Origin of the sequence: Streptosporangium roseum DSM 43021, assembly GCF_000024865.1 — a bacterium.
In the GTDB taxonomy this organism is placed as follows: domain Bacteria; phylum Actinomycetota; class Actinomycetes; order Streptosporangiales; family Streptosporangiaceae; genus Streptosporangium; species Streptosporangium roseum.
In genome coordinates, this window is the sequence record NC_013595.1 from 7,080,427 (window position 1) to 7,104,883 (window position 24,457).

Consider the following 24,457-nt stretch of genomic DNA (forward strand, 5'->3'; position numbering starts at 1 on the left):
CGAAAACGTCACCGGAGGCGCTCAGGTGGCGTAGGACTCCTTGGCCAGCCGGCGGACGCGGTCCACGTCGACGGTGTGGCCGAGGCCCGGCTGGGTGAGCGGCACGGCCACGACGCCGCCGGTGGCGCCGACCGGCGGGGTGACGATCTGCGCGCTGCGCGGAGGCTCGGCCACGTCACAGGGCAGGTCGCAGCCGGGCAGGCTGGCCGCGGCGACCGTGGCCGCCCGGGCCAGGCCGGTGCCCTGGCCTCCGGCGCAGGCGATCTCCCAGCCCGCCGCCACGGCGTGGTCGTGCGCCCGCCGTACCTCGCGCAGGGAGCCCAGGGCGGCGGGGCGCAGCAGCAGCGCCCGGCCCGCGTTGACGAGGATCGCCTCGTCGAGCTCGGCCAGCGAGGACACCTCCAGCAGGACCGGGGCGGCGACGCGTTCCTGCAGGTCGGCATGGTCGGTGAGGTTGGCGAACGGGCGCTCGATGGACGAGAGCGTGTAGGCGTCCAGCGCCTCGAGGGCGCCGATGTCGGTGTAGGCGCCGCGGGCGTCCACGCCGATGCCCAGCGCCGGGTAGGCCTGGCGGACGGCGCGCAGCGGCTCGATGTCCCAGCCGGGGTGGACGTCCAGGGTGATGTGGGCGTATCCGGCGCAGACGTGGCGGTTCACCCGCGCGACCAGGCTCTCCAGGTTGCGATCGGCGCCGATCCTGACGGTGGCCATCAGCGAGGTACGGCTGCCGCCCAGCGCGTGGGAGAGCGGCACGCCGCGCATCCTGGCCCACAGATCCCAGCAGGCCATGTCGGCGGCGGGGCCGCCGGGGACGGCGCCCAGCTCGTCGGGGTGCTCCCAGTCGATGCCGATCAGCGCCCGGCCGAGCCCCTCCTCCAGGAACGCCCAGGTCTTCGGGTCGGGGTCGACGACCTCTCCCCACCCGGCCATGCCCCCATAGTCGGTGAGCCGGACGAGGATGCTCTCCGGCCGCCTGCCGTACGGCAGGACCAGGCGGAACACCTCAAGCTCACGCACGCGTGGCATGGACCCCCCTCGATCTCTGCTCGGAAAAACGCGAATCCCGCCCGAAGGCGGGACTCACCCCTCAACACGGAGAAGGGCGGCGTTCTTCCCATAGTGCCATGGGGTCAGCTCCTGAACCGGCCCGCGACCAGCACACCCGTGCCCGCCAGGAGCGCGGTCAGCGCGAAGCACACCAGGTAGACGTGCCCGACGGCGCCGAAGGCGGCGACGATCGCGCCGACGACGGCGACCGTGACGACGGTGAAGACCGACTCCCCGATCCCCATCGAGGCGCTGTTCTCGCCCTCCTCGCCGGGGCGCGACAGCTCCAGGACGAGCACCGACAGCGTCGGGTAGACGATCCCGATGCCGAATCCGAGCACGGCCTCGCCGATGAAGGCCAGGGCCACGGGGACGGCGGGGAAGACGGTCAGGGCCATCAGCACGAGACCCACGGCGATCAGGGCGGGACCGGTCCGCAGGACCATGACCCGGTCGTAGCGCTTGCGCCCGACGACCCACGAGCCGAGCGACCAGGCGAGCGCGCCGCCGGTGAGCACCATTCCGGCCTGGGTGGTCGACAGGCCGCGCTCCTCGGTGAGCATGAGCGGCAGGAAGACCTCGCCGCCGAAGACCGTGCCGGCGGCGATCCCGCGCAGGGTGATCACCGAGGGCAGGCCGCGCGCGGCGCGCAGCGTGCCGGGCGGCAGCAGCCGGGGCAGCGTGACGGCGAGGACGAGCAGGCCGGCGACCAGCAGGACCAGCCCGGAGCCACGTGCCGCCCCGCCGTACTGCATGAGCGCGGCGCCCACGGCCGCCAGCACCGCCCAGCCCAGCCGCCGCAGGATGGGGCTGCGCTCGCTCACCTCGGAGTGGTCGTCCATCGGCGCGGAGGACAGGCCGCGCCACAGCAGCAGCGCCGCGGGGGCGACGAGCAGCGGCACGCCCAGGAAGACCCAGCGCCAGCCGACCTGCTCCGTCACGACACCGGTGATCGCCGGCCCGACCATGGACGGCACCACCCAGGCCCCGGCGAAGACGGAGAAGACCTTGGGGTGCATGGCCGCCGGGTAGACCCGTGAGACCAGCACGTACAGCGAGACCTGGAAGATCCCGCCGCCGAAGCCCTGCACGAACCGGCCCAGGATGAACACGTCCATGGTGGGCGCCAGGCCCGCGATCAGCAGCCCCGCCACGAAGGCGCCGACACCCGCCCAGAGCGGGGCGACCGGCCCCCGGAGGTCGGCCCAGCGCCCGCCCAGCACGGTGGCGATCATTCCGGCGGCCAGCGCCCCGCTGAAGGCCAGGGCGTACAGCGCGAGCCCGTCGAGCTCGCGTCCCACGACCGGCATGGCGGTCGCCACCGCGAGCGCCTCGAAGGCCACCAGGACGATCAACGCGACCATGCCCACCGTCAGCGCGCGGTAGCGCTGGGCGAATATCCCCTCAACCGGGGCGGAAACCGTCGTAGCAGTCATGATCGGACAGTACGGCCGCCGCCCCACGCCGGGCATCGGCCTCGGAGATCAGCCCTTGGTCGTAGGACCCGCCGCCTCGACGTGGGAGGCCAGGCCGCGCAGGAGCAGATCCAGGCCGAACTCGAACCGCTCGGCGCCGCCGGCCTCCATCAGGTTGTCGATCTGGGCGACGAGGTGGGGGAAGCGATCGGCGGGCAGGCTGCGGTAGAACTCCTCGATCTGCCCGAAGAACTCCCCCAGGAAGCTCTCCAGGTCCCTGCCGCTGGCGCGCTGCCTGTTGAGGTAGAGGGAGCCCTCGTAGGCGTCGGAGCAGACGTAGAGGCCGAGGCGGTCGATCATCAGGGCCGCGACCTTGGGCGGCACCCCTCCGGCGAGCATGACGGCCAGCTGGGCGTCGGCCATCCGCAGCGCGTTGGGCCCGGTCGGGATGGTGGCCAGCCCGACCTTGGCGATGTCGGCGTGGGCCCGGAACACCCGGGACGCCTCCATGATCAGCTCTCTGAGCTGCTCCAGCCAGCGCTCCGGCTCGGGCTCGGGCACCTGGATCTCGCTCATGACCTCGTCGTAGATCAGGTCGAGCAGCTCCTCCTTGTTCTCCACGTGGGCGTAGAGGGAGGCGGGGCCGGTGCCGAGCTCCTGGGCGACCCGGCGCATGCTCACCGCGTCAAGCCCTTCGGCGTCGAGGATCCGCAGGCCGGCGGCGACGATGAGGTCCCTGCTCAGGACGGTCCGGGGAGCGTTCGCCCTGCGGGTCCTGCGCCACGGCGGAGCCGGGATGTCGGTCATCGGCCGATCCTATACCGCGCCGGACTGCTTTCACGAACACCGTACTAACATCGAACGGCGTACTTGACGCGAACAGTGTTCGTCGTTAAAACAATGTTCGTAGATAACGAACGGCGTTCGTCGAACGCCTCCCCTCCTCCGGACCGGAGCCCCCCGATGACCCAAGCGATCAACACCGGACCACCCGCCGGCGCCGAGCCGTACAGGTGGCGCTGGATCGCCCTGTGCGTGATCCTCGCCGCCGAGGCGATGGACCTGCTCGACTCGATGATCACCACCATCGCGGCACCGTCCATCCAGGCCGGCCTGGGCGGCCCGTCGAGCATGATCCAGTGGCTCAGCGCCGGATACACCCTGGCGATGGCCGTCGGCCTCGTCACCGGCGGCCGCCTCGGCGACCTCTACGGCCGCAGGCGCATGTTCGCCGTCGGCGCGCTCGGGTTCACCCTGTGCTCGCTGCTGTGCGGGCTGGCCGTCTCCCCCGAGATGCTGATCGGCTCGCGGGTGCTGCAGGGCCTGTTCGGCGCGGTGATGGTGCCGCAGGGGCTCGGCATGATCAAGGAGATGTTCCCGCCCGGGGAGCTGGCCACCGCGTTCGGCGCGTTCGGTCCGATCATGGCCCTGTCCACGGTGGCCGGGCCGGTGCTCGCGGGCTGGCTGGTCGACGCCGACCTCTTCGGCACCGGCTGGCGCATGATCTTCCTGATCAACCTGCCGATCGGCCTGCTCTCCCTCCTCGGCGCGATCCGCTACCTGCCAGAGTCGAAGCCCCCGCACGCCTCACGGCTGGACCTGGCCGGGACGGGACTGGTCTCGGCCGCCTCGTTCCTGCTGATCTTCCCGCTGGTCCAGGGCCGCGACCTCGGCTGGCCCGCCTGGACCTTCGCCTCGATGGCCGCCTCGATCGTGATCTTCATCGTCTTCGGCCGCCACCAGTCCCGCAAGGAGCGCGCGGGCGGCGCCCCGCTGGTCGTGATGAGCCTGTTCCGCAAGCGCGCCTTCAGCGGGGGCCTGGTCACCGGCCTCGCCTTCTTCTCCGGGATGATCGGCTTCTCGCTGGTGTTCGGCCTCTACACCCAGATCGCCCTGGGCTACGACCCGCTGAAGGCGGGGCTCGCCGGTCTGCCGAACGCCGTCGGCGCCCTGGCCGGGTTCATCGTCGTCAACGCCTCGGGGCTGGCCCGGAAGGTGGGCCGCAAGCTGATCCACCTGGGCACGGTCGTCATGGCGGCGGGCGTCGCCGGGGTCGGCGTCACCCTCGGCCTCGCCGGCACGGGCGTCACCCCGTGGCAGCTCGCCCCCGCCCTGGCCGTCACCGGCGTCGGGATGAGCATGATCATGGCCCCCTTCTTCGACATCGTGCTGGCCGGGGTGGAGCCCCACGAGTCCGGCTCGGCCTCCGGCACCCTGACCGCCGTCCAGCAGCTCGGCGGCGCACTGGGAGTGGCCGCCATCGGCACGGTCTTCTTCGGCCTGCTCAAGCAGGGCTGGAGCTTCGAGGACACGATGCGGCTGACGATCTGGATCGAGGTCGGCCTGCTCGCCGTCACCTTCCTGGTCGCCTTTCTGCTCCCGCTCCGCGCCCGGCCCGAGGAGGAGAGCGCCCACTGAACGCACCCCGCCGGGACGTGCCACGCCCACTTCGGGGAGCCGGGACGTGGCACACCCGCGGCGGGGAACGCGTGCCGGTACGGCGATCCGCTGGGTTGATCCTCATATGGGAGGTTCATCGATGGAACGCCGTACATTTTCTTCGTGCTTCAATGCCCGGTACGAGCGCCCTGGCCTTCAGCGGAAGCCCGTGGCAGGACACCCTCGCGGCTCCGGCCCGGAACGCCCCGGGCCCTAGTCCATCCGGCTCCGTCATTTCCGAGTCCCTCGGGTCGCGCGCGGACCGACGATCAGCGCGTCGCGTTGTGCGGAGCTCAGGCGGTCCGGCCTCGGGGTGACGGCGTACTCGCCGCGCCCGAGCCGCTCCACGGCGAGCGGGTCGGCGAGGATCGGACGACGGCTGATCGCGTCCAGGGCGTCGGCCGCCCGCCGGACGGGCCAGTCCAGCGCCGTGGCGAGGTCGTCCACGGTGAGTGGCCGAGCGGCGTGCACCAGTGCGGCCAGCACCGTCAGCGCGTCGCGCACGACGGCGTCGGTGAGGCCGCTGTCGTTCATCTGCTCGCTGATCCAGGCGAAGAACTGAGCCATCTGGCCCAGCCGGGTGCCGGCGGGCGTGCCGGAGCCGAAGATCTCGATCCCGTGCCGCGCGGCCGCCGCGACCTCGGCGTGTGCCCCGGTGTCGGCTTTGAACGCCCGGAGCCAGACGTTGTCGTCGATCACATACCGTTCGCGGCGGCCGGAATCCCGCGTGCGTCTGACCAGCTCGATCTCCTCGAGGTAGCCGATGGCCTTGGACACCGACGCCGGGCTGACCTGTAGCCGGCGTACGAGCTCGGCGGACGTCAGCCCCCCGGAGCCGGAGGTGAGCAGGCAGACGAACACGCGAGCGGGCATCCGGGGAAGGCCGGTTCCGACCAGCAGCGTCGCGAACTGCTCCACGAAACCGCGCACGGACTCGGCCGGCAGCTCGTCGGCCGGTGGCTCCGTGGCCTGAACCGGTCTGCGGCGGTGGGCGCGCTGCCCGGCGGCCTGCTGGGCGCGGTCGGCCAGGTAGCCGCCGGGCGCGCTGTTGCGTGCCACTTCGCGGCTGATCGTGGATGTGGGCCTGCCCAGCCGCCTGGCGATCTCGGCGTATCCCAGCCCTTCGGCCAGCCCGATCGCGATCTGCCGGCGATCCTCGTGGGTCAGCCTGCCTCCGGGCATCGGCCCGCCCTCCTGTCGGTTCGGGTTCACAGGTGCGTTCACCAACATTACATTGCAACGGTCGGTTGGCGTGGATTGCGTTTATCGACAATGCTGTTGCAACGATTTGCCATAAGCCCAGCATTTCAAGCACATCATCGAGGGTTTTCGTTGACGCAACTTGAAATGCAACGTAGCCTTTTCTCGCTTGGAAAGAATCGGACAGGACGAGGAACCCCTTATGGCAAGAGCGTTGGATGTGACCCGGATGCGAGCTCGCGTCTCCGAGCTGCTCGCGGAGTACCGGATTCCGAGTGCCGCGATCGGCGTCCTCAGCGACGGGGAGATCACCGACTTCGCGGTCGGCGTCAAGAACATCTCCACGCGCGAGCCCGCGACGACCGACACCGTCTACCAGTGCGGCTCCGTATCCAAGACATGGACCGCCCTCGCCTTCATGCAGCTCGTCGACGAGGGGAAAGTCGCCCTGGACGAGCCGGTGCGGACCTACCTTCCCGACTTCCGGGTCGCCGACCCCGGCGTCAGCGCCAAGGTCACCCCCCGCCGTCTCCTCAACCACACCAACGGCATCGAGGAGAGCTACGGAGATCCGGGCGAGGACGACGACGTGTACGAGCGCATGGTGGAGAACATCGCCGGCGCACCCCAGGTCCACCCCTTGGGCCACACTCACGGCTACAGCGCGGCCCTGGGCTACGCGATCCTCGCCCGCATCATGGAGGTGGTCGACGGCAAGCGGTGGGACGACATCATGAAGGATCGTCTGTTCGACCCCTTGGGACTGACCTCGACGAGCAGCCGGCGTGAGCACGTGGACCAGGACCGGGCCGCGACCGGATACCTGATCCGATCCCTCCAAGAGGGCCCCGTCCTCTCACCGCTGGGTCACCTGCCGCGCTCCTTCGGCCCCGGAGGCAACGTCAGCACGACAGCCCGGGAATCGCTGATGATGGCGTACGTCTTCCTCAACGGAGGAAAGGCGCCGAACGGGACCAGAATCATCTCACCCGGCGCCATCCGCGAGATGACGGAGTCGCGGGTCCCCATACCTGACCCGTACATGTTCGGGCCGGAATGGGCACTCGGCCTCATCGTGTGCGATTGGCACGGCCAGACCGTCTACGCCCACGACGGCAGCGCGGTCAGCCAGAGCGCCCGCCTGCGGATCCTGCCGGAATCGAACATCGCCGTCTCGATGCTGGTGAACGCCGGGCCACGCGACAGCTTCTACCGGAAGGTGTTCAACGAAATCCTGGCCGACCTCGGCGCGGTCACGATCCCCGACCTGCCGGAGCCCGACCCGACCCTGGCCCTCGATCTGTCCAGGTACGAAGGCTCCTACGAGCGCCCCGGCACCCGCTACGAAGTGGCGGCCGAACGCGGAAAGCTCCACCTCAAATTCACCCTGAACCCCATGGAGGCGCAACTCCTCAACAGACCAGAACAGCTCGACTACGAGCTGCTCCCGATCAGCGAGACCCACTTCTTGATGCCTTCGGACGATCCGCTCGAGGACCCTCAGACCGTCGCGATCTACGACTTCAAGAACGGTGCCGCACAGTATCTTCACATCAATTGCCGAGTAAATCCGAAAGTCAATGAGGAGGGTGCCACGGTGCACGTCATGACTGTTTCCACAATTTCCGACAACGACGGTTTCTGGGGTTCTGTGAAGAAGGCGTACGGCCAGCTTCCCATGGGTGCCAAGTGGACGATGGCGGTGGCGAGCACCGACGGGACCAAGGCGGTGAACGTCATCGTCCATGACTCGATCGACGGCGTCAGAAGCTTCTTCGAGGATCACACCGGCCCCTTCGCCACGACGGAATACTTCGAGGCCGACGCGTCCAACGCGGTCGGCCTCCCGACGACGTAGCCGCTCCCTGCGCTGCCGTCCGCCCAAGCCGCGACGGCGGCGCACCATTCGGATCCGTGCCTGACACCGGATCCCCGGGGCCGACCCGCTTCGAGAACGGCCGGATGGCCGGTGGACACGCGGACGACCGGCGGTCTGGCGCGCCTACCAGTAATCGATCGCCGGCCGGACGACCACCCTGTCCTTTCCCTTCTCCAGTTCCGAAAGATTCTTGTACTTAAGCCTCTGCTCAGGAGAAGCCCGCCCTTTATTCCGCTCCAGCCATTTGACGTGAACCTTCCTGCTCCCTTTTTCAGGAATTCCTCTTTCCGTATGTCTGCTCCGCGCAGTCGCGCGTTGCGCACCGCGTTGACCGCAACGGTCGCAGACGCCCTGTTCTCCTTCTGCCAGTCCTTGGGCAGGTCATCGTATTTCGACCTGGCGATGTCGACCCGGTCCGTGCCGTGCGCCTTTATCCATCCCCGGTCAGCGGTCGACTTCATGTTGGATTCATAGACCCGGTCGTCGGGCAGTCTCTCGTATTTTTCACCGGCAAGCCCGACCCGATCCGTCCCGTATTCGTCCATCCATTTTCGGTCGGCAGTCGTTCTGGCACTGGGAGGAGGCTTTCCCGCCCTCACGGCATCCCGAACAAGCTCCGCCTCACGCTCATCACGCCACCTGTGATGCATGTCGCGGGCCACCTTGTTGATTCTCTGTTCCATGCGGGCCCGGCGTGCCCGGGGGAACTTCACAAGGCGTTTGAAGATGTTTCCGATGCTCCTCAGGGCGCTGCGGAGCATGGCCGTGAATCGCCGGGCCATGTCGGCCAGACGGGCAGGAGGTCAGGAGGTCAGGAGGTCAGGAGGTGCGGAGCGAGAGCGACGGCGATCGCCGCGGCACCGGCGACCCCGACGAGCAGGCCCACGATCCACTCGACGCTGTTCTTCGAGATCCGCAGGGTGTCGGCCGCGGCGGTGAGACGGTCAGCGAGGTCGGCCGGCTGCCACGTCCGTGTCGGCCATGACGACCTGGCCGTCACCGGTGTCGCGCAGGCGCTCGCCGAGGTGCCGGCATTCCTCCAGCAGCGTGCGCCTCAACTCCCGGTAGGGGCCGGCGAACTCCTCGCACGGCAACGGTGCCTCATCCCCCTGCGGCTCCGCAGCCCCTCAGTGAACTGCGCATACTCATCCGCCAATGCCCGGAAGCCGCGCCCGGAGGGGTATCGGCCGTCGGCATCGATCGTCACCTGCTCGGGCAGCATCGCCCCTACCTGCCTTCCAGCTGTCGCAGCGTCCCATCGAGCGTCGCGGTCAACCCGTCGAAGTCGCGGACCGCCTGGACCTCCATCAGAGAGAGTCCCGCAGCACCTCCGGACCCGTCGTGCGCAATCCGGGACGGATCCACCCGATCATGACCAGCCCGCCAGGAGGATACCGAGCCCGGTCCGCGGTGTCGATGATCATGAAGGTGAGGCTCCGGATCGACCTCTGACGACGCCTCCGCGTGACGGGAACCGTCTGGACCTCCCCGCGGGCGGACGCTCCCGCCAGACGGGCATCCCTTCCGTTCGGATAGCCCTTCCGCCCGGACATCTCTGCCGGACGCGCGGCCCGGCGGGGACGGCCTGCGGCCATGGCGCTCTGACAGGGGCGGGCCTCCGTGCCACCCTTGCCAGAGCGGGATCATGTGGCCGTGCGTTCCAGCTCCCGCTCGGCCCACTGGCCGATGTCGCGGCGCTCGATCGCCGCGGCCATCAGGGCGGGGAAGGCGTCGGGGGTGCACGCGAACGCGGGCACCCCCAGGGCCGCCAGGGCGGCGGCGTTGTCGCGGTCGTAGAAGGGAGCTCCCTCGTCCGAGAGCGCGAGCAGCACGATGACCTGGACTCCGGCCGCGGTCATCTGGGCGACCCTGCGGAGCATCTCCTGCCGGACCCCGCCCTCGTAGAGATCGCTGATCAGGATGAAGATCGAGTCGGTGGGCCGGGTGATGAGGCCCTGGCTGTAGGCGATGGCCCGGTTGATGTCGGTGCCGCCGCCGAGCTGGGTGCCGAACAGCAGCTCCACCGGGTCGTGGAGCTGGTCGGTGAGGTCGACGACCGCGGTGTCGAAGACCACCAGCGACGTCCTGAGCGAGCGCATCGAGGCGAGCACCGCGCCGAAGACGCTCGAATAGACGACGGAGGCGGCCATCGACCCGCTCTGGTCGATGCAGAGCACGACCTCGCGCTGGACGGCCCGCTGCCGCCTGCCGTAGCCGACCAGCCTCGACGGCACCACGGTGTTCCGCTCGGGCAGGTAGTTCTTCAGGTTGGCCCGGATCGTGCGGTCCCAGTCGATGTCGGCGACCCGCTTGGGCCGGTGGGTGCGCGCCGACCGGTCCAGCGCGCCGGTGACGGCCGCCTTCGTCTTCTGCACCAGCCGCCGCTCCAGCTCGGAGACGACCTTGCGGACCAGCGCGCGGGCCGACTCGCGGGCCTTCTCCGGCATCACCCGGTTGAGCGACAGCAGCGTGCCGACCATGTGGACGTCGGGCTCGACCGCCTCCAGCATCTCCGGCTCCAGCAGCAGCCTGGTCAGGTTCAGCCGCTCGACGGCGTCCTTCTGCATGACCTGGACGACGGTGGAGGGGAAGTAGGACCGGATGTCGCCCAGCCAGCGCGCCACCCTGGGCGCGGAGGCGCCCAGGCCGCCGCTCCGCTCGTCCGCGCCCTCGCCCTTACCGCCGTTGTAGAGCGCGGCCAGGGCTCCGTCCATCTGGGCGTCGGTCCCGCCGAGGGCGCATCCCGTGCCGTCGGCGTCGCCGCCGAGCACCAGCCGCCAGCGGCGCAGTCTCTCGTCCATCACTCGGCCTCCGTCTTCCCCAGGATCATCAGCACGGTCCGCACGGCCGCCGCCGCCCGCTCCTCGTCGAGCTCCGCGACGTCCTCCCCGCCCGCAACCGCCCCGGTCGCGAGCGAGCGGACCCGCGAGCCGATCGAGCGCCGCTCCGGCGCCGCGAAGGCGCCGAACGTCCGGCGGAGCAGGGGCAGCACGTCCACGAACGTCTCCGGGGCGAGCCCGGTGAGCCAGCCGTCGATCAGGGCGAGCAGCCGGGCGTCGTGGACGAGCAGCAGGCCGCCGCCCGACAGGAATCCCTCGATCCAGGCGGCCGCCCGGGCCGGCGGGTGCCCGGCCGACATGGCCCGCGACATCCGCGGGCCCACCTGGTCGGCGTCGAGGTCACCGGCGTCCAGCAGGATCCTGGTGAGCCGGCCCTCGATCAGCCCGTGCAGGTCGGAGCGGCCCGACGCGCCGCGCAACGTGGCAAGCCAGCGGCCCTGGGGCGCTTCCGCGCCGGTGGCCCCGTCGAGCAGGGCCACCGCGGCGTGCACCCCGTCGATGTGGCGCAGCAGGTCGCGGGCCGCGTCGTCGTCCAGCCCGGTGACCGCTCCGCCCAGCCCGACGCAGACCCTGGTGAGCAGGGCGTCGACGATGGCGGCCAGGCCGGTGGCGGGGGTGCCGCGCACGTCGCCGTAGCGCTGCGCGCGGACCATCGCGGGCAGCGCCGCCATCAGGTGCGTGACGTCGCTGTCGAGTGCGGCCCGCGCCGACAGCGAGTCGAGCACGTACGGCAGCGCGTCCGGCAGATCCGCGAGCAGGCACCGCTCCACCAGCCCGGTGAGCCCGGCCAGCGAGACCCCGGCGGGTGCGGCGGATCCGCCGCCCCCGGGTCCCGGTCCGGCGGTCCCCTGCGGCGCGGCCGGGCCGGGCGGCCGTCCTCCGTCCGCGAGATCGCGGACGCGGGCGCCGGCCGCGGCGGGGACCGTGGTGCCCCAGGCGCTCGCCTCGATCAGCTCGATGTCGAACTCGGGACGCCAGGCGAGCGTCCACGACTCGCGGAAGGTGCCCTTGCTCCGGCTCTCCTGGGGCGTGCCCCACTCCACGCCGAGCAGCCGCAGCCGGTGCAGCAGCCTGCTGCGCTCCAGGTCGAGGGGCTTGCGCAGGTCGAGATCGTGCTCGCGGTCCAGGGCCTCGGGCTTGAGCTTCAGCCGCCGCTGCTCCTCGCGGAGGTGGCGCTGGAGAGGGACCATCGGGGTCGTGTCGGGGACGTGGCCGAGCCGCTCCCCCACGACCATGCGCCGCTGGATCAGCTCCACCGGCAGGTCGTCGCCCTCGCACAGCACAGCCCTGGCCGCCTCGGTGACCTCCGCCAGCCCCGCCAGCGGCCGTCCCCGGAGCACGGCCAGGCTCTGCGTGAGCCGTACCGCCTCGATGACGTGCGCCGAGGAGACCGGCAGGTCCTCCTCGCGCAGCACCCCCGCGGCGGCGGTCAGCCACCGCTCCACCGGACGGTCGGCGGCGGTGAACAGGTGGTGATACCAGCCGGGTGACGTCACCCCCGCGCCGTATCCGCTCCAGGCGGCCAGCCGCCCGTACGTCCACGGCACCCAGGTCATCTCGGCCTTGACCTTGGGCAGCCCGCGCAGCAGCGCGTCGTCGGCCTTCACCGTGGGCAGCCCGGCCCCCCAGGCCGCGCCCTCCCGCGACGGCCCGGCCAGCGCGGGCACGTGCCATGCGCCGCAGACGACGGCGATCCGCTCGAACCCGTCCTTGACCGCCCTGCGGATGGTGCGCCGCATGAAGGCCTCACGCCGGGCCTCGTAGGCGTCGGCCACGTGGCCCTCGCGGACCGCCGCCATCGCCTCGGCGATCACCTGGAACGGCGTGTCCCCGCGGTGCTCGACCACGTCCTCCCACCAGCGCTCCGGATCGTCGTATCCGGCGGCGCGGGCGAGCGTCCCGATCGGATCGGTCCGTACGGCCGCCGGTATCCCGGAGTCCGGACCCTCTCCGTCCGGCGTGTCCGGCGTGTCCGGCCGGGCGGCCGGCTCCTCCGGCCCGGAGGCGAGGCTGTGGGCGGCGGGCAGGTCGCAGAACCGGACCGGGATGCCCGCCTCCACCGCGTGGCGGATCGCCTGCCACTCGGGCGAGAAGACCGCGAACGGCCAGAAGGCGGCCTTGGACGGCTCCCCCGGCACGTGGGCCAGCAGCGCCACCGGGGGTTCGAGACCGGGGTCCTTGGCCAGCTCGACCAGCCCGTCGGCCTCGGGCGGGCCCTCGATGAGCACGATGTCAGGCTTGAGGCGTTCCAGCTCGTCTCCGAGGGAGCGCGCCGATCCCGGCCCGTGGTGCCGGACCCCCAGCACGGAGACGCTCATGGGCGGCCTCCGGCCACCGGGCCACCCGTCCGCGCGGCCGGCGGGCCGGAGCGGGGGTCACGTGGTGTGGTCATTGTGAGACGGGACGGCCCCGCTCCGGCGGCCCGCGCCTCAGCCCGCGTCACGGCAGGCCCGGTAGAAATCGCGCCAGTCCTGGCGCTCGCGGACGACGGTCTCGAGATACTCCCGCCAGACGACGCGGTCGGAGACCGGGTCCTGGACCACCGCGCCGACGATTCCGGCGGCCACGTCGGAGGGGCGGAGCACCCCGTCGCCGAAATGGGCGGCCAGGGCGATGCCGTTGGTGAGGACCGAGATGGCCTCGGCGGTGCTGAGGGTGCCGCTGGGAGATTTGACCTTGGTCCGGCCGTCCTCGGTGACACCGGTGCGCAGCTCGCGGAAGACCGTGACGACGCGGCGGATCTCCTCCAGGCCGGTCATGGTCTGGGGCAGCTCCAGGGAGCGGCCGAGCTGGTCGACGCGGCGGGAGACGATGTCCACCTCCTCCTCCGCGGTGGCGGGGACCGGCAGCACGACGGTGTTGAACCTGCGGCGCAGGGCGCTGGACAGGTCGTTGACGCCCCGGTCGCGGTCGTTGGCGGTGGCGATGATGTTGAAGCCGCGCGAGGCCTGAACCTCCTCGTTGAGCTCGGGGATCGGCAGCGTCTTCTCCGACAGCACCGTGATCAGCGCGTCCTGGACGTCGGAGGGCATGCGGGTCAGCTCCTCCACCCGGGCGATCCGCCCCTCGGCCATCGCCCGCATCACCGGGCTGGGCGTGAGCGCCTGCCTGGACGGGCCCTCCGACAGCAGCCGGGCGTAGTTCCAGCCGTAGCGGATGGCCTCCTCGGCGGTGCCCGCCGTGCCCTGCACGAGCAGGGTGGAGTCACCGCTGATCGCGGCGGCCAGGTGCTCCGACAGCCAGGTCTTGGCCGTGCCCGGCACGCCGAGCAGCAGCAGCGCGCGGTCGGTGGCGAGGGTCGCCACGGCCACCTCCACGATGCGGCGGGGCCCGATGTACTTCGGGGTGATCTGGTCGCCGTCGCCCAGGATGTAGGTGGTCACCGCCCAGGGGGACAGCTTCCAGCCAGGCGGCCGGACCCGGTCGTCGTCCTTGGCCAGGATCGCCAGCTCCTCGGCGTACTGGTCTTCGGCGTGGGCCCGCAGAACCGTTGTCACAGAAGCTCCTTCAGCATGTCGTCACGGAAACGCAGGAGGGCGGCGACCTCCTGGATGGGTGGTTCGGGCGAGAGCCGTTCGGCCACGCCGTACAGGGCGGGGTCGATGCGTTCGCCGGCGAGCTTGGTCAGCTCGCCGAGGTTCCAGGGCTGGGTGCCGGAGACCTCGAGGATCTTCTGCAGCACGGCCCCGGCCAGGCCCGGCCCCCAGGGCGCCGAGGCGCCGCCGAGGACCATGATGAGCTGGCCGTCCAGGCCGTGCCGCCGGACGAAGTCGGCGGCGACGCTCTCCTGCTCGGCGGGGGGCAGCGCGGCCAGCAGGTCGGCGAGCGGGTCCCAGGCGAACAGCTCCCTGGCCCATTCGGGGTCGCCCTGGAGCACGGTGGCCCTGACCCATCCCGCCATGACCTCGCGGCCCCAGTCGACGATCTTCATCCGGACGAGCTCGCCGGGTGAGTGGCCGAGCAGGCGGGGCCAGACCCCGAGCGGGGTGCGCGCGACGGCCTGCTGCAGCCACCAGCTCCGCTCGCCCGTCCCCCGGGGCGGCTTGGCCCGGATGCCGTCGCGCTCCATCGCGGCGTCGCAGGCGTCGGGCGGGGTGACCTGGATCTCGCCGTCCTCGACGGAGAGACAGCGGGCGACCCGCCCGGCCATCCGCAGGGCCAGACGCGAGTCCGGCAGGCGGGTCAGCAGGTCGGCGGCCTGGTGGCGGACCTCGCGGCGGCGGTCGTCGAGAGCGGCCTCCAGGAACGGCTCGTCGTCGGAGGAGAGCCGGTCGGCGAGAACCTCGAGGAAGGACGCCCTGTCGTCGGGGGTCTCCCGCTCCCACGTCGCCGCGAGCAGCCGCCTGGCCTCCGCCGGGGCCGCCGCCCGCAGCGTGGCCAGATGGGCGCGGCGGTCGCCGGAGGTCCCCAGCTCCCAGACCTCCCGGGCCTCGCCGGCCCCGTCCGGAGCGGCCGCGGTGACCTCCTCCAGCAGGAAGCTCCACGCCGGGTTGAGCCCGGCCAGCCAGCGGCCCCGGTTTCCGGCGAGGACGCCGAGGTGCGGGCGGATCGACCGGTCTCCGGCCCCCTGGTCGAGCAGCTCGGGCAGCAGGTGAGGTGAGATCCGGTAGCCGTGGCCGGCCGCGGTCTCCAGCCATTCGGCGAGCAGCCTCGGCCGCTCGCCGCCGAGGATCCGGGCGAGCCGGTCGGCCGCCGCGCGCGAGACCGCGGGCTGCTCCTCCGGGGGCGCGACGCTCAGGGGCTCGCCGCCGACCGGCCGGCGACCGGCCCGCATCCGCAACGTGTGCACGGCAGCGCGTTCGAGAAGCTCGATCTCGCCGGCGGGCTGTCCGGGGAGGGGGCGGCGGTCGGTGCCGACGAGCGCGGTGGAGACCAGGTCCTCCCATTCGGTCGAGGCGTTCACAGGACGATCACCCGGCCCTCCTCGTCCCAGGTCGTGAGGGGCCGCAGGCCCCTGGGAGTCCATTCGGCGGCGACGGTCAGCGGATGGCCGCCGGAGGCCGCGATCAGCCGCCAGGGGGTGCCGGCGGAAGGGTGCAGCACGAGCCCCCCGGAAGAACCGGCGAGCTGCCAGGAGGGGCTCCCCGCCGGAGTGACCGAGGTGACGACGACGGGCCAGGAGTCCAGCCAGGGGTCTCCCGCCAGGGCCTCGGCCACCTCCTCCAGCGCCTGTTCCAGGGTCGAGCCGGGCGGAGGGCCGGCGGGGACGCCGTCGTGGCGGGCGGCGACCAGGGCGCGCAGCGGCGACGAGCCCGGATAGAACGCCAGGTCGGCGTCGATGGCCGTGCCGGTGACGAGCGAGGCGTCGAGTGCCTGGCCGGGCGGGGCGAAGGAGAGCACCAGCGCCGCCCGGCCCGTGTCCCGGCCGCGCAGCCAGACCCGTCGCGCGGTCAGCCGGTCCTGCTCCTCGTCGCGGCGCCCGAGCACGTCCCACACGTCCCTGACCGTCTCCCCGGCGAGCACCTCCTCCCTGGTGACCGGGAAACCGACCCGCTCGCGGACCCGCCGCAGGAGCCCGGCGGCCGGGGAGCGCGGCTCCCCGGTCTCCGGCCCGGCGTCCGCGCCGGCCTCGGCCGCCCGCACGACCTCGGGGAGGCGGCGGTGGGCCACCGACAGCAGGTGCAGCAGGGCGTATTCGCCCAGGAGACGGGCGGGCCAGTCGTCGGTCGCCAGGACGGCGTTCAGCCGGGAGACGCTGCCGGCGACGCCCGGGGCCTGCGCGTCGATCAGTCGTCTGGCGAGGTCGTCCCACTGGTCGTGGCGCCGGGATCCGGCGATGCCCTGCCTGATCTGGTCGGCGAGCCAGCGCTCCAGCTCCGACAGGCCGGCGGCCACGCGCTGCTCACGCTGCTCGGCCCGGCGGGGGTCGCCGGACGGGCCGGTCTCCGCCGCACCCGCCGTGCCGGCTGCGGCCGCCGGGCGGGCGACCGCCCTGGCGGCGCGGTCGCGCCGCTGGTCGAGCCATTCGGCCACCCAGTCGGCGGGCTCGGCGGCGGCGGGGACGCCGTCGGCCGACCACAGCAGCAGCAGGCCGAGCGCGTGTTTGCAGGGAAACTTCCGGCTGGGGCAGCTGCACCGGTAGGCGGGCTCGGACAGGTCCACGCACGCCCGGTAGGGCTTGGAACCGCTGCCCTTGCACTCGCCCCACAGCGCATCCGCCGTGACTCCGGCCCCCGACCACTTGCCGGGTGAGGACACCCCTTGGGCCGCTTTCTGGGACGAGGCGTCGGGCGCGAGCGCGAGCACCTGATCCCGGTTCCACCGTTCGATCACGGTCCGAACCGTAGCCAACCCCGCCGACAAAACCGGCCCCGTCGGACCACGGCCGCCGCTCCCCGCCGAGACGGCCGCCGCGGCCTGCCGATCGCGGCCGTACGGCACCCGTCACGCCACGGCCGCCGCAGGCCGCACGGCGACCACCGCGAGCCGGTCGCAGGCGCACGGCGACCGCCGCGGGCCGGTCGCAGGCGCACGGCGACCGGCGCGGGCCACCGGCCGGGAGGCGGTCGCGCGGCCTGCCGACGGGTGTGTCCTGCGAGCGGCTCCGGCGGGCGACTCCCTAAGATCGGTTGGATGACGACTCCTTCCCGCCCCCCGCTCGCCGAGACGCTGGACCTGCTGCCGCACCCCGAGGGCGGCTGGTTCCGGGAGACCTGGAAGACCGCCGTCTCCTTCAGCCCGCCCGGGTACGAGGGGCCCCGGGCCACCGCCACCGGGATCTACTTCCTGCTGGAGCCGGGAGAGGAGTCGCGCCCGCACGTGGTCCGCTCCGACGAGGTGTGGCTCTGGCACCGGGGCGGCCCGCTGACCCTGATCCTCGGCGGGCACGACGGCCAGCCGGTGAGCACCGTGACCCTCGGCCCGCTGGTCGAGGAGGGGCAGGTCCCGCAGGCCCTGGTGCCCGGCGGGACCTGGCAGGCCGCCCGGCCCGCCGGGGACGAGGGTGTGCTGGTGAGCTGCGTCGTCTCCCCGGGGTTCGACTTCGCCGACTTCCGCATGCTCTGACCGCTTGGCGTGACGACCTCCCCGTCTGTGGAGAGAATGCGATTACAGACATACGAGGAGGTCAACGGTGACCCACGAGATCGTCTCCGTCATCGGCGGAAAGCAGGCCCCCAACGGGGCGGCCTACGACTCGATCAATCCGGCCCGCGTGGACGAGGTGGTCGCACAGGTCCGGCTGGCCGACGCGGAGACGTTCGCCTCCGCGTGCCGTACGGCGGCCGAGGCGCAACGGGAATGGGCCCGGGTGCCCGCGCCCGTCCGGGGCCGGGTGATCGCCTCGATCGGGCGGCTGGTCGAGGCCAACGCCGAGTCGCTGGCCAGCCTGGTCACCCGCGAGATCGGCAAGCCCTACGCCGAGGCCCTGGGGGAGGTCCGGGAGATCGTCGACACCTGCGACTTCTTCCTCGGCGAGGGCCGGCGGCTCTACGGGCAGACGGTGCCCTCGGAGATGCCGGACAAGAGCCTGTTCACCTTCCGGGTCCCGGTCGGGGTGGCCGCGGTGATCACGGCGGGCAACTTCCCGGTCGCGGTGCCGTCCTGGTATCTCGTTCCGGCACTGCTGTCGGGCAACGCGGTCGTCTGGAAGCCCGCGGAGTACGCCGCGGCCTCGGCGCACGCGCTCTACCGGCTGTTCGCGGCGGCGGGGCTGCCCGAGGGCGTGCTGAACCTCGTGCTGGCCGACGGCTCCGCGACGTCCGAAGGCCTGGAGACGGCGCTGGCCGAGGGCACGGTGCACAAGGTCGGTTTCACCGGCTCGACCGAGGTCGGCCGGCGGATCGGCGAGCTGTGCGGGCGGCACCTGCAGTCGCCCTGCCTGGAGCTGGGCGGCAAGAACCCGATGGTGGTCATGCCGGACGCCGACCTGGACCTGGCGGTGGAGGGCGCGCTGTTCGCCGGGTTCGGCACGGCGGGACAGCGCTGCACCTCGCTCGGCACGGTGATCGTGCACGAGAGCGTCCACGCCGAGTTCCTGGGCCGCTACACGCGTGCCGTGGCGGCCGCGACGATCGGCGACCCGGCGGGGGACGTGCTGTGCGGGCCGCTGCTCGACCACAAGTTCGCCTCCCGCTACGAGGAGTATCTGGGCTGGATCCAGCCGCACCACACCGTCGTCTCCGGCCCGACCGGCCGGATCACCGGCGACAGTCCCCGCGGGGACTTCTCCGGCGACGGGGGGCTCTACTACCACCCGGTGGTCGTCGACGGCGTGCGTCCCGACGACCGGCTGTTCCTGGAGGAGACCTTCGGCCCGATCGTGGGCGTGACCACCTTCTCGACGCTGGAGGAGGCCGTCGAGCTGGCCAACCGGCCCGGTTACGGGCTCTCCTCCTCCATCTACACCACCGATCCCAAGTCGGCCTTCCGGTTCCGCGCGGGCATCGGCGCGGGCATGGTCAGCGTCAACAACTCCACCTCCGGCGCGGAGGCCCACCTCCCCTTCGGCGGGAACGGCAAGTCCGGCAACGGCAGCCGCCAGTCGGGGATGTGGGTGCTCGACCAGTTCACCCGGTGGCAGGCGATGAACTGGGACTACTCCGGCAGGCTGCAGAAGGCCCAGATGGATGTCGCCGAGATCGTCCCGGATCTGGACTTCCGGCTCTGACTTTGCCATAGGGGGAGGTTCTCCCCATCACGATCGCGGCATGCCTCTCCGTGGAGAAGATTCCGTGACGGCCGAGGTGATCCTCGCGGACGGAGCGGCCGTCGCGGACGGGGCCGATCTTCTCGCGGCCGGGGCCTCCGGCCGTACGGGGTCCCGGCCCCGTCACCCCGTCCGCCGGCCCGCGCGCCGTACCCGAGGAGGACCCGTAGGGGCCGCGCGAGGCCGCCACCCGCCCTGGAAGGCCGTAAGGCCTGCCAGGACACGTGAGGGGCCGCGTGCTGCGGCGCGGCCCCTCACGGACGCGGACGTTCCGGGCGCGCCCGGACCACGACTCCGTGGCCGTGGCCGCCGGTCAGGCGGCGGTCGAGGGGGTTCCTCCCGCCGGACGTGTCCGCGGGGCGGGCACTCCGGCGGCCGGGTTTCACGAGTGACGCACTCCTCGTGCGTCAGGACCCCCGGCGGGACACCGGTACCGGCCCGGGGATGAGCGCGGTTCCGTGTGACGGCGGGCGGTCACGGACTTCTTATACCAAATATTGAGACGATCTCTCTTAGAATATGAGACTCCTGCTACGGTCGACCCATCCGAGCGAAGGAGTGATCCGCCATGGCGGCGAAGGATGCCGTATACACCCACGGCCACCACGAGTCCGTGCTGCGGTCCCACCGGTGGCGCACCGTGGAGAACTCGGCCGCCTACCTCCTGCCGCACCTGCGGCCGGGCATGTCGCTGCTGGACGTCGGCTGCGGCCCCGGCACCATCACCGTCGAGCTGGCGGAGCGGGTCGCCCCCGGGGTGACCACCGCGGTCGAGGTCACCGCGGAGGCGCTCGCCCTGGCACGCGCGGAGGCGGAGCGGCGCGGCCGGTCCACCATCGAGTTCTCCGTCGCCGACGCGCACGCCCTGGAGTTCCCCGACGACACCTTCGACGTCGTCCACGCCCACCAGGTGCTGCAGCACCTCGGCGACCCGGTCCAGGCGCTGCGGGAGATGCGGCGGGTCTGCAGGCCCGGCGGGATCGTCGCGGTCCGCGACAGCGACTACGCCGCGTTCACCTGGTTCCCCGAGCTGCCCGAGCTGGACGAGTGGATGGACCTCTACCAGCGGGTGGCCAGGGCCAACGGCGGCGAGCCGGACGCCGGGCGGCGACTGCTGTCGTGGGCCCGCGAGGCCGGTTTCTCCGACATCTCGGCCACCTCCTCGACCTGGTGTTTCGCGACGCCGGAGGATCGCGCCTGGTGGGGCGGCATGTGGGCCGAGCGGGTCCTGAGGTCCGACATGGCCCGCCAGGCGCTGGACTCGGGCGCGGCCACCGGCGACGACCTGCGCCGCATCTCCGACGGCTGGCAGGCCTGGGCCGCGGAGCGGGACGGCTGGCTGTCCCTGCTCCACGGCGAGCTGATCTGCCGAGCCTGAGCCCCGCGGCGAGCCGATCCACCTTGCTCGCCCCGGCGCTCCGCGGGCGGGAGCCCGTAAGAGGGCGCACCGGCACTCCGCGAGCGGGAGCCCGCAAGAAGGGCACACCGGCGCTCCTCGGGCGGAAGTCCGCAAGAGGGCGCGGCGCACCGGCGCACCGCGGGCGGGAGCCCGGAGGGGGCGCTCCCAGGAGGAACGCCCCGGAGCCGTCAGGGCTGTTGAGTGATCTTGACGTTGTCGACGCCGGCCTCGACGAGCGAGGCGCCGGAGGCGTCGGCGGCCTCGATGAGGATCCGGACGCTCTGCCCGGCGTAGGAGGAGATGTCGACGCTTGAGGCGGCCCAGGCGCCGTTGCGGTTGGTGGCGGCGCCGAGCTGCTGGAAGACCTGGGTGGTGGTGGAGCCGACGACCTTGACGCGCAGGTAGTCGGCGCTGGAGGCGTTGGAGCCGTGGGCCAGGTACCAGGAGAAGTTCAGCTTGAGCGTTCCGCCGGTGGGCAGGGTGACGGCCGGCGACTGGATGGTCGTGGTGCCGCCGTCGATGTCGTGGTCTCCGGCGGAGGCGCCGGCCAGCCGTCCGGTGACCAGGTCGTTGCTGCCGCTGACGGTGGTGCCGAGCTGCTTGGCGCCGCTGGAGGTGGTGGCCTCGGGGTCACCGCGCTCCCACCGGCCGAGGGTGGCGGTGTCGGTGCCGCCGGGGTTGGCGGTCCAGCCGGTCGCCGTCTCGAACTCGTCGGAGTAGACCGTCACCGGCGGGGTCCCGGTGCCGCAGTACTGCGACTCCTTGCCGGTGATCCGGTAGACGCAGTCGGAGTACTCCAGGAAGCGGAGCACGGCCTCCCGGTTGCGGGTCGTCTGCGGGACGATCTGCTCGTCGGGGGGGTAGAAGCCCGGGGACCCGGTCGGATACATCTCGAAGGTGTAGCTGAAGATCTTGTGGACGCCCCACATCCAGTCGTCGATCGAGCCGTCGGTGATGTAGAGGTCGCTGGCCTGCTCGGGGGTGTAGTTGTTGGTGGAGGCCATGTTCCGGCCCAGGGCCTCGAACGCGTCGTGGTCGTCCTGGGTCAGGCCGGGGGCGGTGTCGTTGTTGGTGTAGCCGTAGGGCCACAGGATCAGCTCGCCGTAGGTGTGCCAGTCGATGTGCGACTTGATCTGCTGCACGCCGCCGACCACCCGGCCGCGCACCCAGTCGGCGACCGCCCTGACCTCGGGTGCCGACTCGGCGGCCGCGCCCCGGTAGGTGTCGCTGGAGGTGGAGCCGGAGGAGCCGCCGCAGCAGCCCCACTGGTAGGCCCAGTTGCGGTTGAGGTCGGTGCCCACCGAGGAGGAGCCGGAGTTGGGCTGCCGGTTCTTGCGCCAGGAGCGGTAGGAGCCGGAGGCGATGTCGTACTCGCCGCCGTCGGGGTTGAGGTCCGGCATGATCCAGATCTCGCGCGAGTTCACCAGGCCGGTGATCCTGCCGTCGGTGCCGTAGCCGTCGGTGAGCAGGTTGAGGATGTAGAGCGCCATCTCGACGGTCAGGTGCTCCCGGGCGTGCTGGTGGTGGGTGAACAGCACCTCGGGCTCGTTCTCGTCCGTGCCGACGTTGTCGCTGATCTTGATGGCGATCAGGTCGCGGCCCTCGTAGGAGGTGCCGTAGCTGGTCTTGCGGGCGATCGCGGGGTGGTCGGCGACGATCTGGTTGATCGCGGCGGTCATCTCGGCGTAGTTGTGGTACCCGGAGTCGGCCGGCGGGAAGTCGAAGGTCCGCATGTCCGAGGGTGAGGGACGGGGGATCTTCGTGACGGTGTAGCCCAGCTTCTTGATCGCGGCGACCTCGGCCTCGGTCGCGGTGACCACGACCGAGGCGGGGTCCACCTGGTCGATGGCCGCACCGGTGGCCGCGACCGCGCTGCGCTGCCGGGAGTCGCTGGGGCCCTGCACCTTGTACTGGCTGTTCGGCTGCGGTTCGGCCGATGCTCCCGCCCCGGTGATGTCGAGGCATAACAGCGCCAGGACCGCGAGTACCACGATCAGACGGCGTCTCACCTGTGCCCTCCTCAGGCGCGCGATCTAGGGGGTTGTCACGCGTCTGCACCGAGAGTCAGGCAAATATGTCGATCGGCAAAGGCCCAAAGTTTCGGGCTTGTCCGGCTTTCGCCTACACGGAGCCGAAAGTCGCACAGGTCAGAAACGGACCTCGAACCAGACGGTCCTGGGCCCGCCGCCGTCGCCCTGGATCCCCCACCGGTCGGCGAGCAGGTCCACCAGGAACATCCCGCGCCCGCTCTCCGCGTCCGGCTCGTTGCGCACGTGCGGCGCCGACAGCCCCGACCCGGCGTCGGAGACCTCCACCAGCACGGCGCCGGAGCTCACCGCCACGGTCATCGCCACCCTCCCGCCGCCGCCCGAGCACGAGTGGACCACCGAGTTCGTCACCACCTCGCTCACCAGCAGGACGACGTCGTCGAAGGCGGGATGCCCCTCCCCGAGGAGCTCCCTGACCCGCTGACGGGCCGTCGACACCGACTCCGGCGCCCCCCGCAGGGTGACGGTCGACCGGGGCGGAACGGTCCGCTGCTCGAGCGTCATGGCTGGCCTCACTCTCCGACATGCACATTCACATGCACATCGCGCTCCGAGATGGCACACTCACTCACGGTGAACTGTTCTATCAGGGACTTCAATAGCTCATATTGAAATTCCACAGTTTCCTTCCCCCGGATGGAGGTACGTGCATGGCTTCCCGACGCAGTCCCACGGCCCGCCATCGCCGTCTGATCACGGAACTGAACCGCCTTCGGGAGAGCAGCGGGCTGTCACGGGCGGAGGTGGCCGAGCGGATCGGCTCCACCGACACCACCGTCTGGAGATACGAGACGGGGCTCACCCGTCCCAAACCCTCCGACGTGGCGGCCCTCACCGATGTGTACGGCGTGACCGGAGAGGCCCGGGACTCCCTGATCCAGATGGCCAGGGACGCCCGCAAGCGAGGCTGGTGGCACCGGCACCGGCAGGCCCTCAAACCCGGCTTCGACTCCTACATCGGGCTGGAGGCGGAGGCGTCGGTGGTGCGCTCGTACGAACCGCTGGTCGTCCCCGGCCTGATGCAGACCGAGCCGTACGCACGTGCCGTCATCGAGGCGACCGCCCTCACCCACGCCCCCTCAGCGGTCGATGAGAAGGTCTCCGTGCGCGTCTCGCGCCAGCAGTTGCTGCACGGCCCCGGTGACCCGATCCAACTCGTCGCGGTGCTCGACGAGGCAGTGCTCCGGCGTCAGGTCGGCGGCCCGGGGGTGATGCGCGAGCAGCTGGAACACCTGCTCGATCTCGGCAGGCTGCCCAATGTGGAGATCCGGGTGATCCCGTTCTCCGCTGGGGCGCACGCCGCGATGGACGGCAAGTTCTGCCTGCTCAGCTTCCCCGAGCCCGGCGATCCCGACCTCGTCTACCTGGAACAGGCGGCGAGCGGGCTCGTGCCGGAGGACCCGGAGGAGGTGCGCCGCTACACCCTCATGTTCGGGAGCCTGTCGGCACTGGCTCTCGGCGCGGAGGCGTCGGCCACCTTCATCGCCCAGATGGCGAAGAGATGTTCCAACCAACCACAGGAATGAGAGGAAGAGAGAGTGCG

Annotated in this window: 19 protein-coding genes; 6 read left to right on the plus strand and 13 right to left on the minus strand. The window is 71.6% G+C overall.

Translation table 11 applies throughout. The features are described 5' to 3' along the window. Window positions 1-21: 21 nt before the first annotated feature. The 3 genes from SROS_RS31195 to SROS_RS31205 all read right to left on the minus strand — a co-directional run bounded on the left by SROS_RS31195 (window position 22) and on the right by SROS_RS31205 (window position 3,269). The gene (locus SROS_RS31195; RefSeq protein WP_012892910.1) at window positions 22-1,026 is read right to left on the minus strand and encodes an enolase C-terminal domain-like protein; all 1,005 of its coding nucleotides are present in this window, start codon (window positions 1,024-1,026) and stop codon (window positions 22-24) included. 104 nt (window positions 1,027-1,130) lie between these two features. Continuing rightward, window positions 1,131-2,483 carry an MFS transporter gene (locus SROS_RS31200; protein WP_043657150.1) on the minus strand — a complete coding sequence of 451 codons (1,353 nt, stop codon included), beginning with the start codon at window positions 2,481-2,483 and terminating at the stop codon, window positions 1,131-1,133. Window positions 2,484-2,531: 48 nt separating this feature from the next. Next, on the minus strand, window positions 2,532-3,269 hold the full coding sequence (locus SROS_RS31205) for a TetR/AcrR family transcriptional regulator (protein WP_012892912.1): 738 nt from the start codon (window positions 3,267-3,269) through the stop codon (window positions 2,532-2,534). Between the two features lie 156 nt (window positions 3,270-3,425). On the opposite strand from SROS_RS31205, the gene SROS_RS31210 reads away from it, so the two are divergent. Then, complete coding sequence (locus tag SROS_RS31210; RefSeq protein ID WP_012892913.1) at window positions 3,426-4,880, plus strand: MFS transporter; 1,455 nt, start codon at window positions 3,426-3,428, stop codon at window positions 4,878-4,880. 252 nt (window positions 4,881-5,132) lie between these two features. On the opposite strand, the gene SROS_RS31215 is transcribed toward SROS_RS31210, so the two are convergent. Next, window positions 5,133-6,083 (minus strand): helix-turn-helix domain-containing protein, encoded by a 951-nt coding sequence (locus SROS_RS31215; protein ID WP_012892914.1) that lies wholly within the window; start codon window positions 6,081-6,083, stop codon window positions 5,133-5,135. A gap of 220 nt (window positions 6,084-6,303) precedes the next feature. On the opposite strand from SROS_RS31215, the gene SROS_RS31220 reads away from it, so the two are divergent. Beyond that, window positions 6,304-7,959 (plus strand): serine hydrolase, encoded by a 1,656-nt coding sequence (locus SROS_RS31220; RefSeq protein WP_012892915.1) that lies wholly within the window; start codon window positions 6,304-6,306, stop codon window positions 7,957-7,959. Here the strand turns inward: SROS_RS31220 and SROS_RS50095 are convergent. From SROS_RS50095 to SROS_RS31255, 7 genes are all read right to left on the minus strand, one after another. Next, the gene (locus tag SROS_RS50095) at window positions 7,884-8,741 is read right to left on the minus strand and encodes a hypothetical protein (RefSeq protein WP_148269259.1); all 858 of its coding nucleotides are present in this window, start codon (window positions 8,739-8,741) and stop codon (window positions 7,884-7,886) included. The genes SROS_RS31220 and SROS_RS50095 overlap by 76 nt on opposite strands. A 50-nt stretch (window positions 8,742-8,791) precedes the next feature. Continuing rightward, the gene (locus SROS_RS31230) at window positions 8,792-8,980 is read right to left on the minus strand and encodes a hypothetical protein (protein WP_043653294.1); all 189 of its coding nucleotides are present in this window, start codon (window positions 8,978-8,980) and stop codon (window positions 8,792-8,794) included. Between the two features lie 643 nt (window positions 8,981-9,623). Beyond that, window positions 9,624-10,781, minus strand: a complete 1,158-nt coding sequence (locus tag SROS_RS31235; RefSeq protein WP_012892919.1) for a VWA domain-containing protein — start codon at window positions 10,779-10,781, stop codon at window positions 9,624-9,626. Beyond that, entirely contained in the window at window positions 10,781-13,138 is a 2,358-nt protein-coding gene (locus SROS_RS31240; protein ID WP_012892920.1) for a DUF5682 family protein, read from the minus strand. The genes SROS_RS31235 and SROS_RS31240 overlap by 1 nt, the downstream gene beginning before the upstream one ends. A 111-nt stretch (window positions 13,139-13,249) precedes the next feature. Beyond that, window positions 13,250-14,317 carry an ATP-binding protein gene (locus tag SROS_RS31245; protein WP_012892921.1) on the minus strand — a complete coding sequence of 356 codons (1,068 nt, stop codon included), beginning with the start codon at window positions 14,315-14,317 and terminating at the stop codon, window positions 13,250-13,252. Continuing rightward, window positions 14,314-15,723 carry a DUF5691 domain-containing protein gene (locus tag SROS_RS31250; protein WP_012892922.1) on the minus strand — a complete coding sequence of 470 codons (1,410 nt, stop codon included), beginning with the start codon at window positions 15,721-15,723 and terminating at the stop codon, window positions 14,314-14,316. The genes SROS_RS31245 and SROS_RS31250 overlap by 4 nt, the downstream gene beginning before the upstream one ends. Beyond that, a complete protein-coding gene (locus tag SROS_RS31255) occupies window positions 15,720-17,093 on the minus strand; it encodes an SWIM zinc finger family protein (RefSeq protein ID WP_012892923.1) in 1,374 nt (457 codons plus the stop codon). The genes SROS_RS31250 and SROS_RS31255 overlap by 4 nt, the downstream gene beginning before the upstream one ends. Before the next feature lie 300 nt (window positions 17,094-17,393). On the opposite strand from SROS_RS31255, the gene SROS_RS31260 reads away from it, so the two are divergent. From SROS_RS31260 to SROS_RS31270, 3 genes are all read left to right on the plus strand, one after another. Next, window positions 17,394-17,825 (plus strand): cupin domain-containing protein, encoded by a 432-nt coding sequence (locus SROS_RS31260; protein WP_012892924.1) that lies wholly within the window; start codon window positions 17,394-17,396, stop codon window positions 17,823-17,825. Between the two features lie 67 nt (window positions 17,826-17,892). Beyond that, on the plus strand, window positions 17,893-19,428 hold the full coding sequence (locus SROS_RS31265) for an aldehyde dehydrogenase family protein (RefSeq protein WP_012892925.1): 1,536 nt from the start codon (window positions 17,893-17,895) through the stop codon (window positions 19,426-19,428). A 607-nt stretch (window positions 19,429-20,035) separates the two neighbouring features. Further along, a complete protein-coding gene (locus SROS_RS31270) occupies window positions 20,036-20,845 on the plus strand; it encodes a class I SAM-dependent methyltransferase (protein WP_012892926.1) in 810 nt (269 codons plus the stop codon). 209 nt (window positions 20,846-21,054) lie between these two features. On the opposite strand, the gene SROS_RS31275 is transcribed toward SROS_RS31270, so the two are convergent. Next, a complete protein-coding gene (locus SROS_RS31275) occupies window positions 21,055-22,875 on the minus strand; it encodes a M14 family metallopeptidase (RefSeq protein ID WP_012892927.1) in 1,821 nt (606 codons plus the stop codon). Window positions 22,876-23,013: 138 nt separating this feature from the next. Next, window positions 23,014-23,418 carry an ATP-binding protein gene (locus SROS_RS31280; RefSeq protein WP_012892928.1) on the minus strand — a complete coding sequence of 135 codons (405 nt, stop codon included), beginning with the start codon at window positions 23,416-23,418 and terminating at the stop codon, window positions 23,014-23,016. A 146-nt stretch (window positions 23,419-23,564) separates the two neighbouring features. Between SROS_RS31280 and SROS_RS31285 the strand changes: the two genes are divergently transcribed. Beyond that, window positions 23,565-24,440 (plus strand): helix-turn-helix domain-containing protein, encoded by an 876-nt coding sequence (locus tag SROS_RS31285; RefSeq protein WP_012892929.1) that lies wholly within the window; start codon window positions 23,565-23,567, stop codon window positions 24,438-24,440. The last annotated feature ends 17 nt before the right edge of the window (window positions 24,441-24,457 follow it).

Excerpts from the sequence above, each read along its gene's own strand:
- SROS_RS31240 (WP_012892920.1), bottom strand. The coding sequence starts at position 13,138 with ATGAGCGTCTCCGTGCTGGGGGTCCGGCACCACGGGCCGGGATCGGCG.
- SROS_RS31285 (WP_012892929.1), top strand. The coding sequence starts at position 23,565 with ATGGCTTCCCGACGCAGTCCCACGGCCCGCCATCGCCGTCTGATCACG.
- SROS_RS31220 (WP_012892915.1), top strand. The coding sequence starts at position 6,304 with ATGGCAAGAGCGTTGGATGTGACCCGGATGCGAGCTCGCGTCTCCGAG.
- SROS_RS31260 (WP_012892924.1), top strand. The coding sequence starts at position 17,394 with ATGACGACTCCTTCCCGCCCCCCGCTCGCCGAGACGCTGGACCTGCTG.
- SROS_RS31205 (WP_012892912.1), bottom strand. The coding sequence starts at position 3,269 with ATGACCGACATCCCGGCTCCGCCGTGGCGCAGGACCCGCAGGGCGAAC.
- SROS_RS31215 (WP_012892914.1), bottom strand. The coding sequence starts at position 6,083 with ATGCCCGGAGGCAGGCTGACCCACGAGGATCGCCGGCAGATCGCGATC.
- SROS_RS31200 (WP_043657150.1), bottom strand. The coding sequence starts at position 2,483 with ATGACTGCTACGACGGTTTCCGCCCCGGTTGAGGGGATATTCGCCCAG.
- SROS_RS31195 (WP_012892910.1), bottom strand. The coding sequence starts at position 1,026 with ATGCCACGCGTGCGTGAGCTTGAGGTGTTCCGCCTGGTCCTGCCGTAC.
- SROS_RS31280 (WP_012892928.1), bottom strand. The coding sequence starts at position 23,418 with ATGACGCTCGAGCAGCGGACCGTTCCGCCCCGGTCGACCGTCACCCTG.
- SROS_RS31210 (WP_012892913.1), top strand. The coding sequence starts at position 3,426 with ATGACCCAAGCGATCAACACCGGACCACCCGCCGGCGCCGAGCCGTAC.
- SROS_RS31270 (WP_012892926.1), top strand. The coding sequence starts at position 20,036 with ATGGCGGCGAAGGATGCCGTATACACCCACGGCCACCACGAGTCCGTG.
- SROS_RS31235 (WP_012892919.1), bottom strand. The coding sequence starts at position 10,781 with ATGGACGAGAGACTGCGCCGCTGGCGGCTGGTGCTCGGCGGCGACGCC.
- SROS_RS50095 (WP_148269259.1), bottom strand. The coding sequence starts at position 8,741 with ATGCTCCGCAGCGCCCTGAGGAGCATCGGAAACATCTTCAAACGCCTT.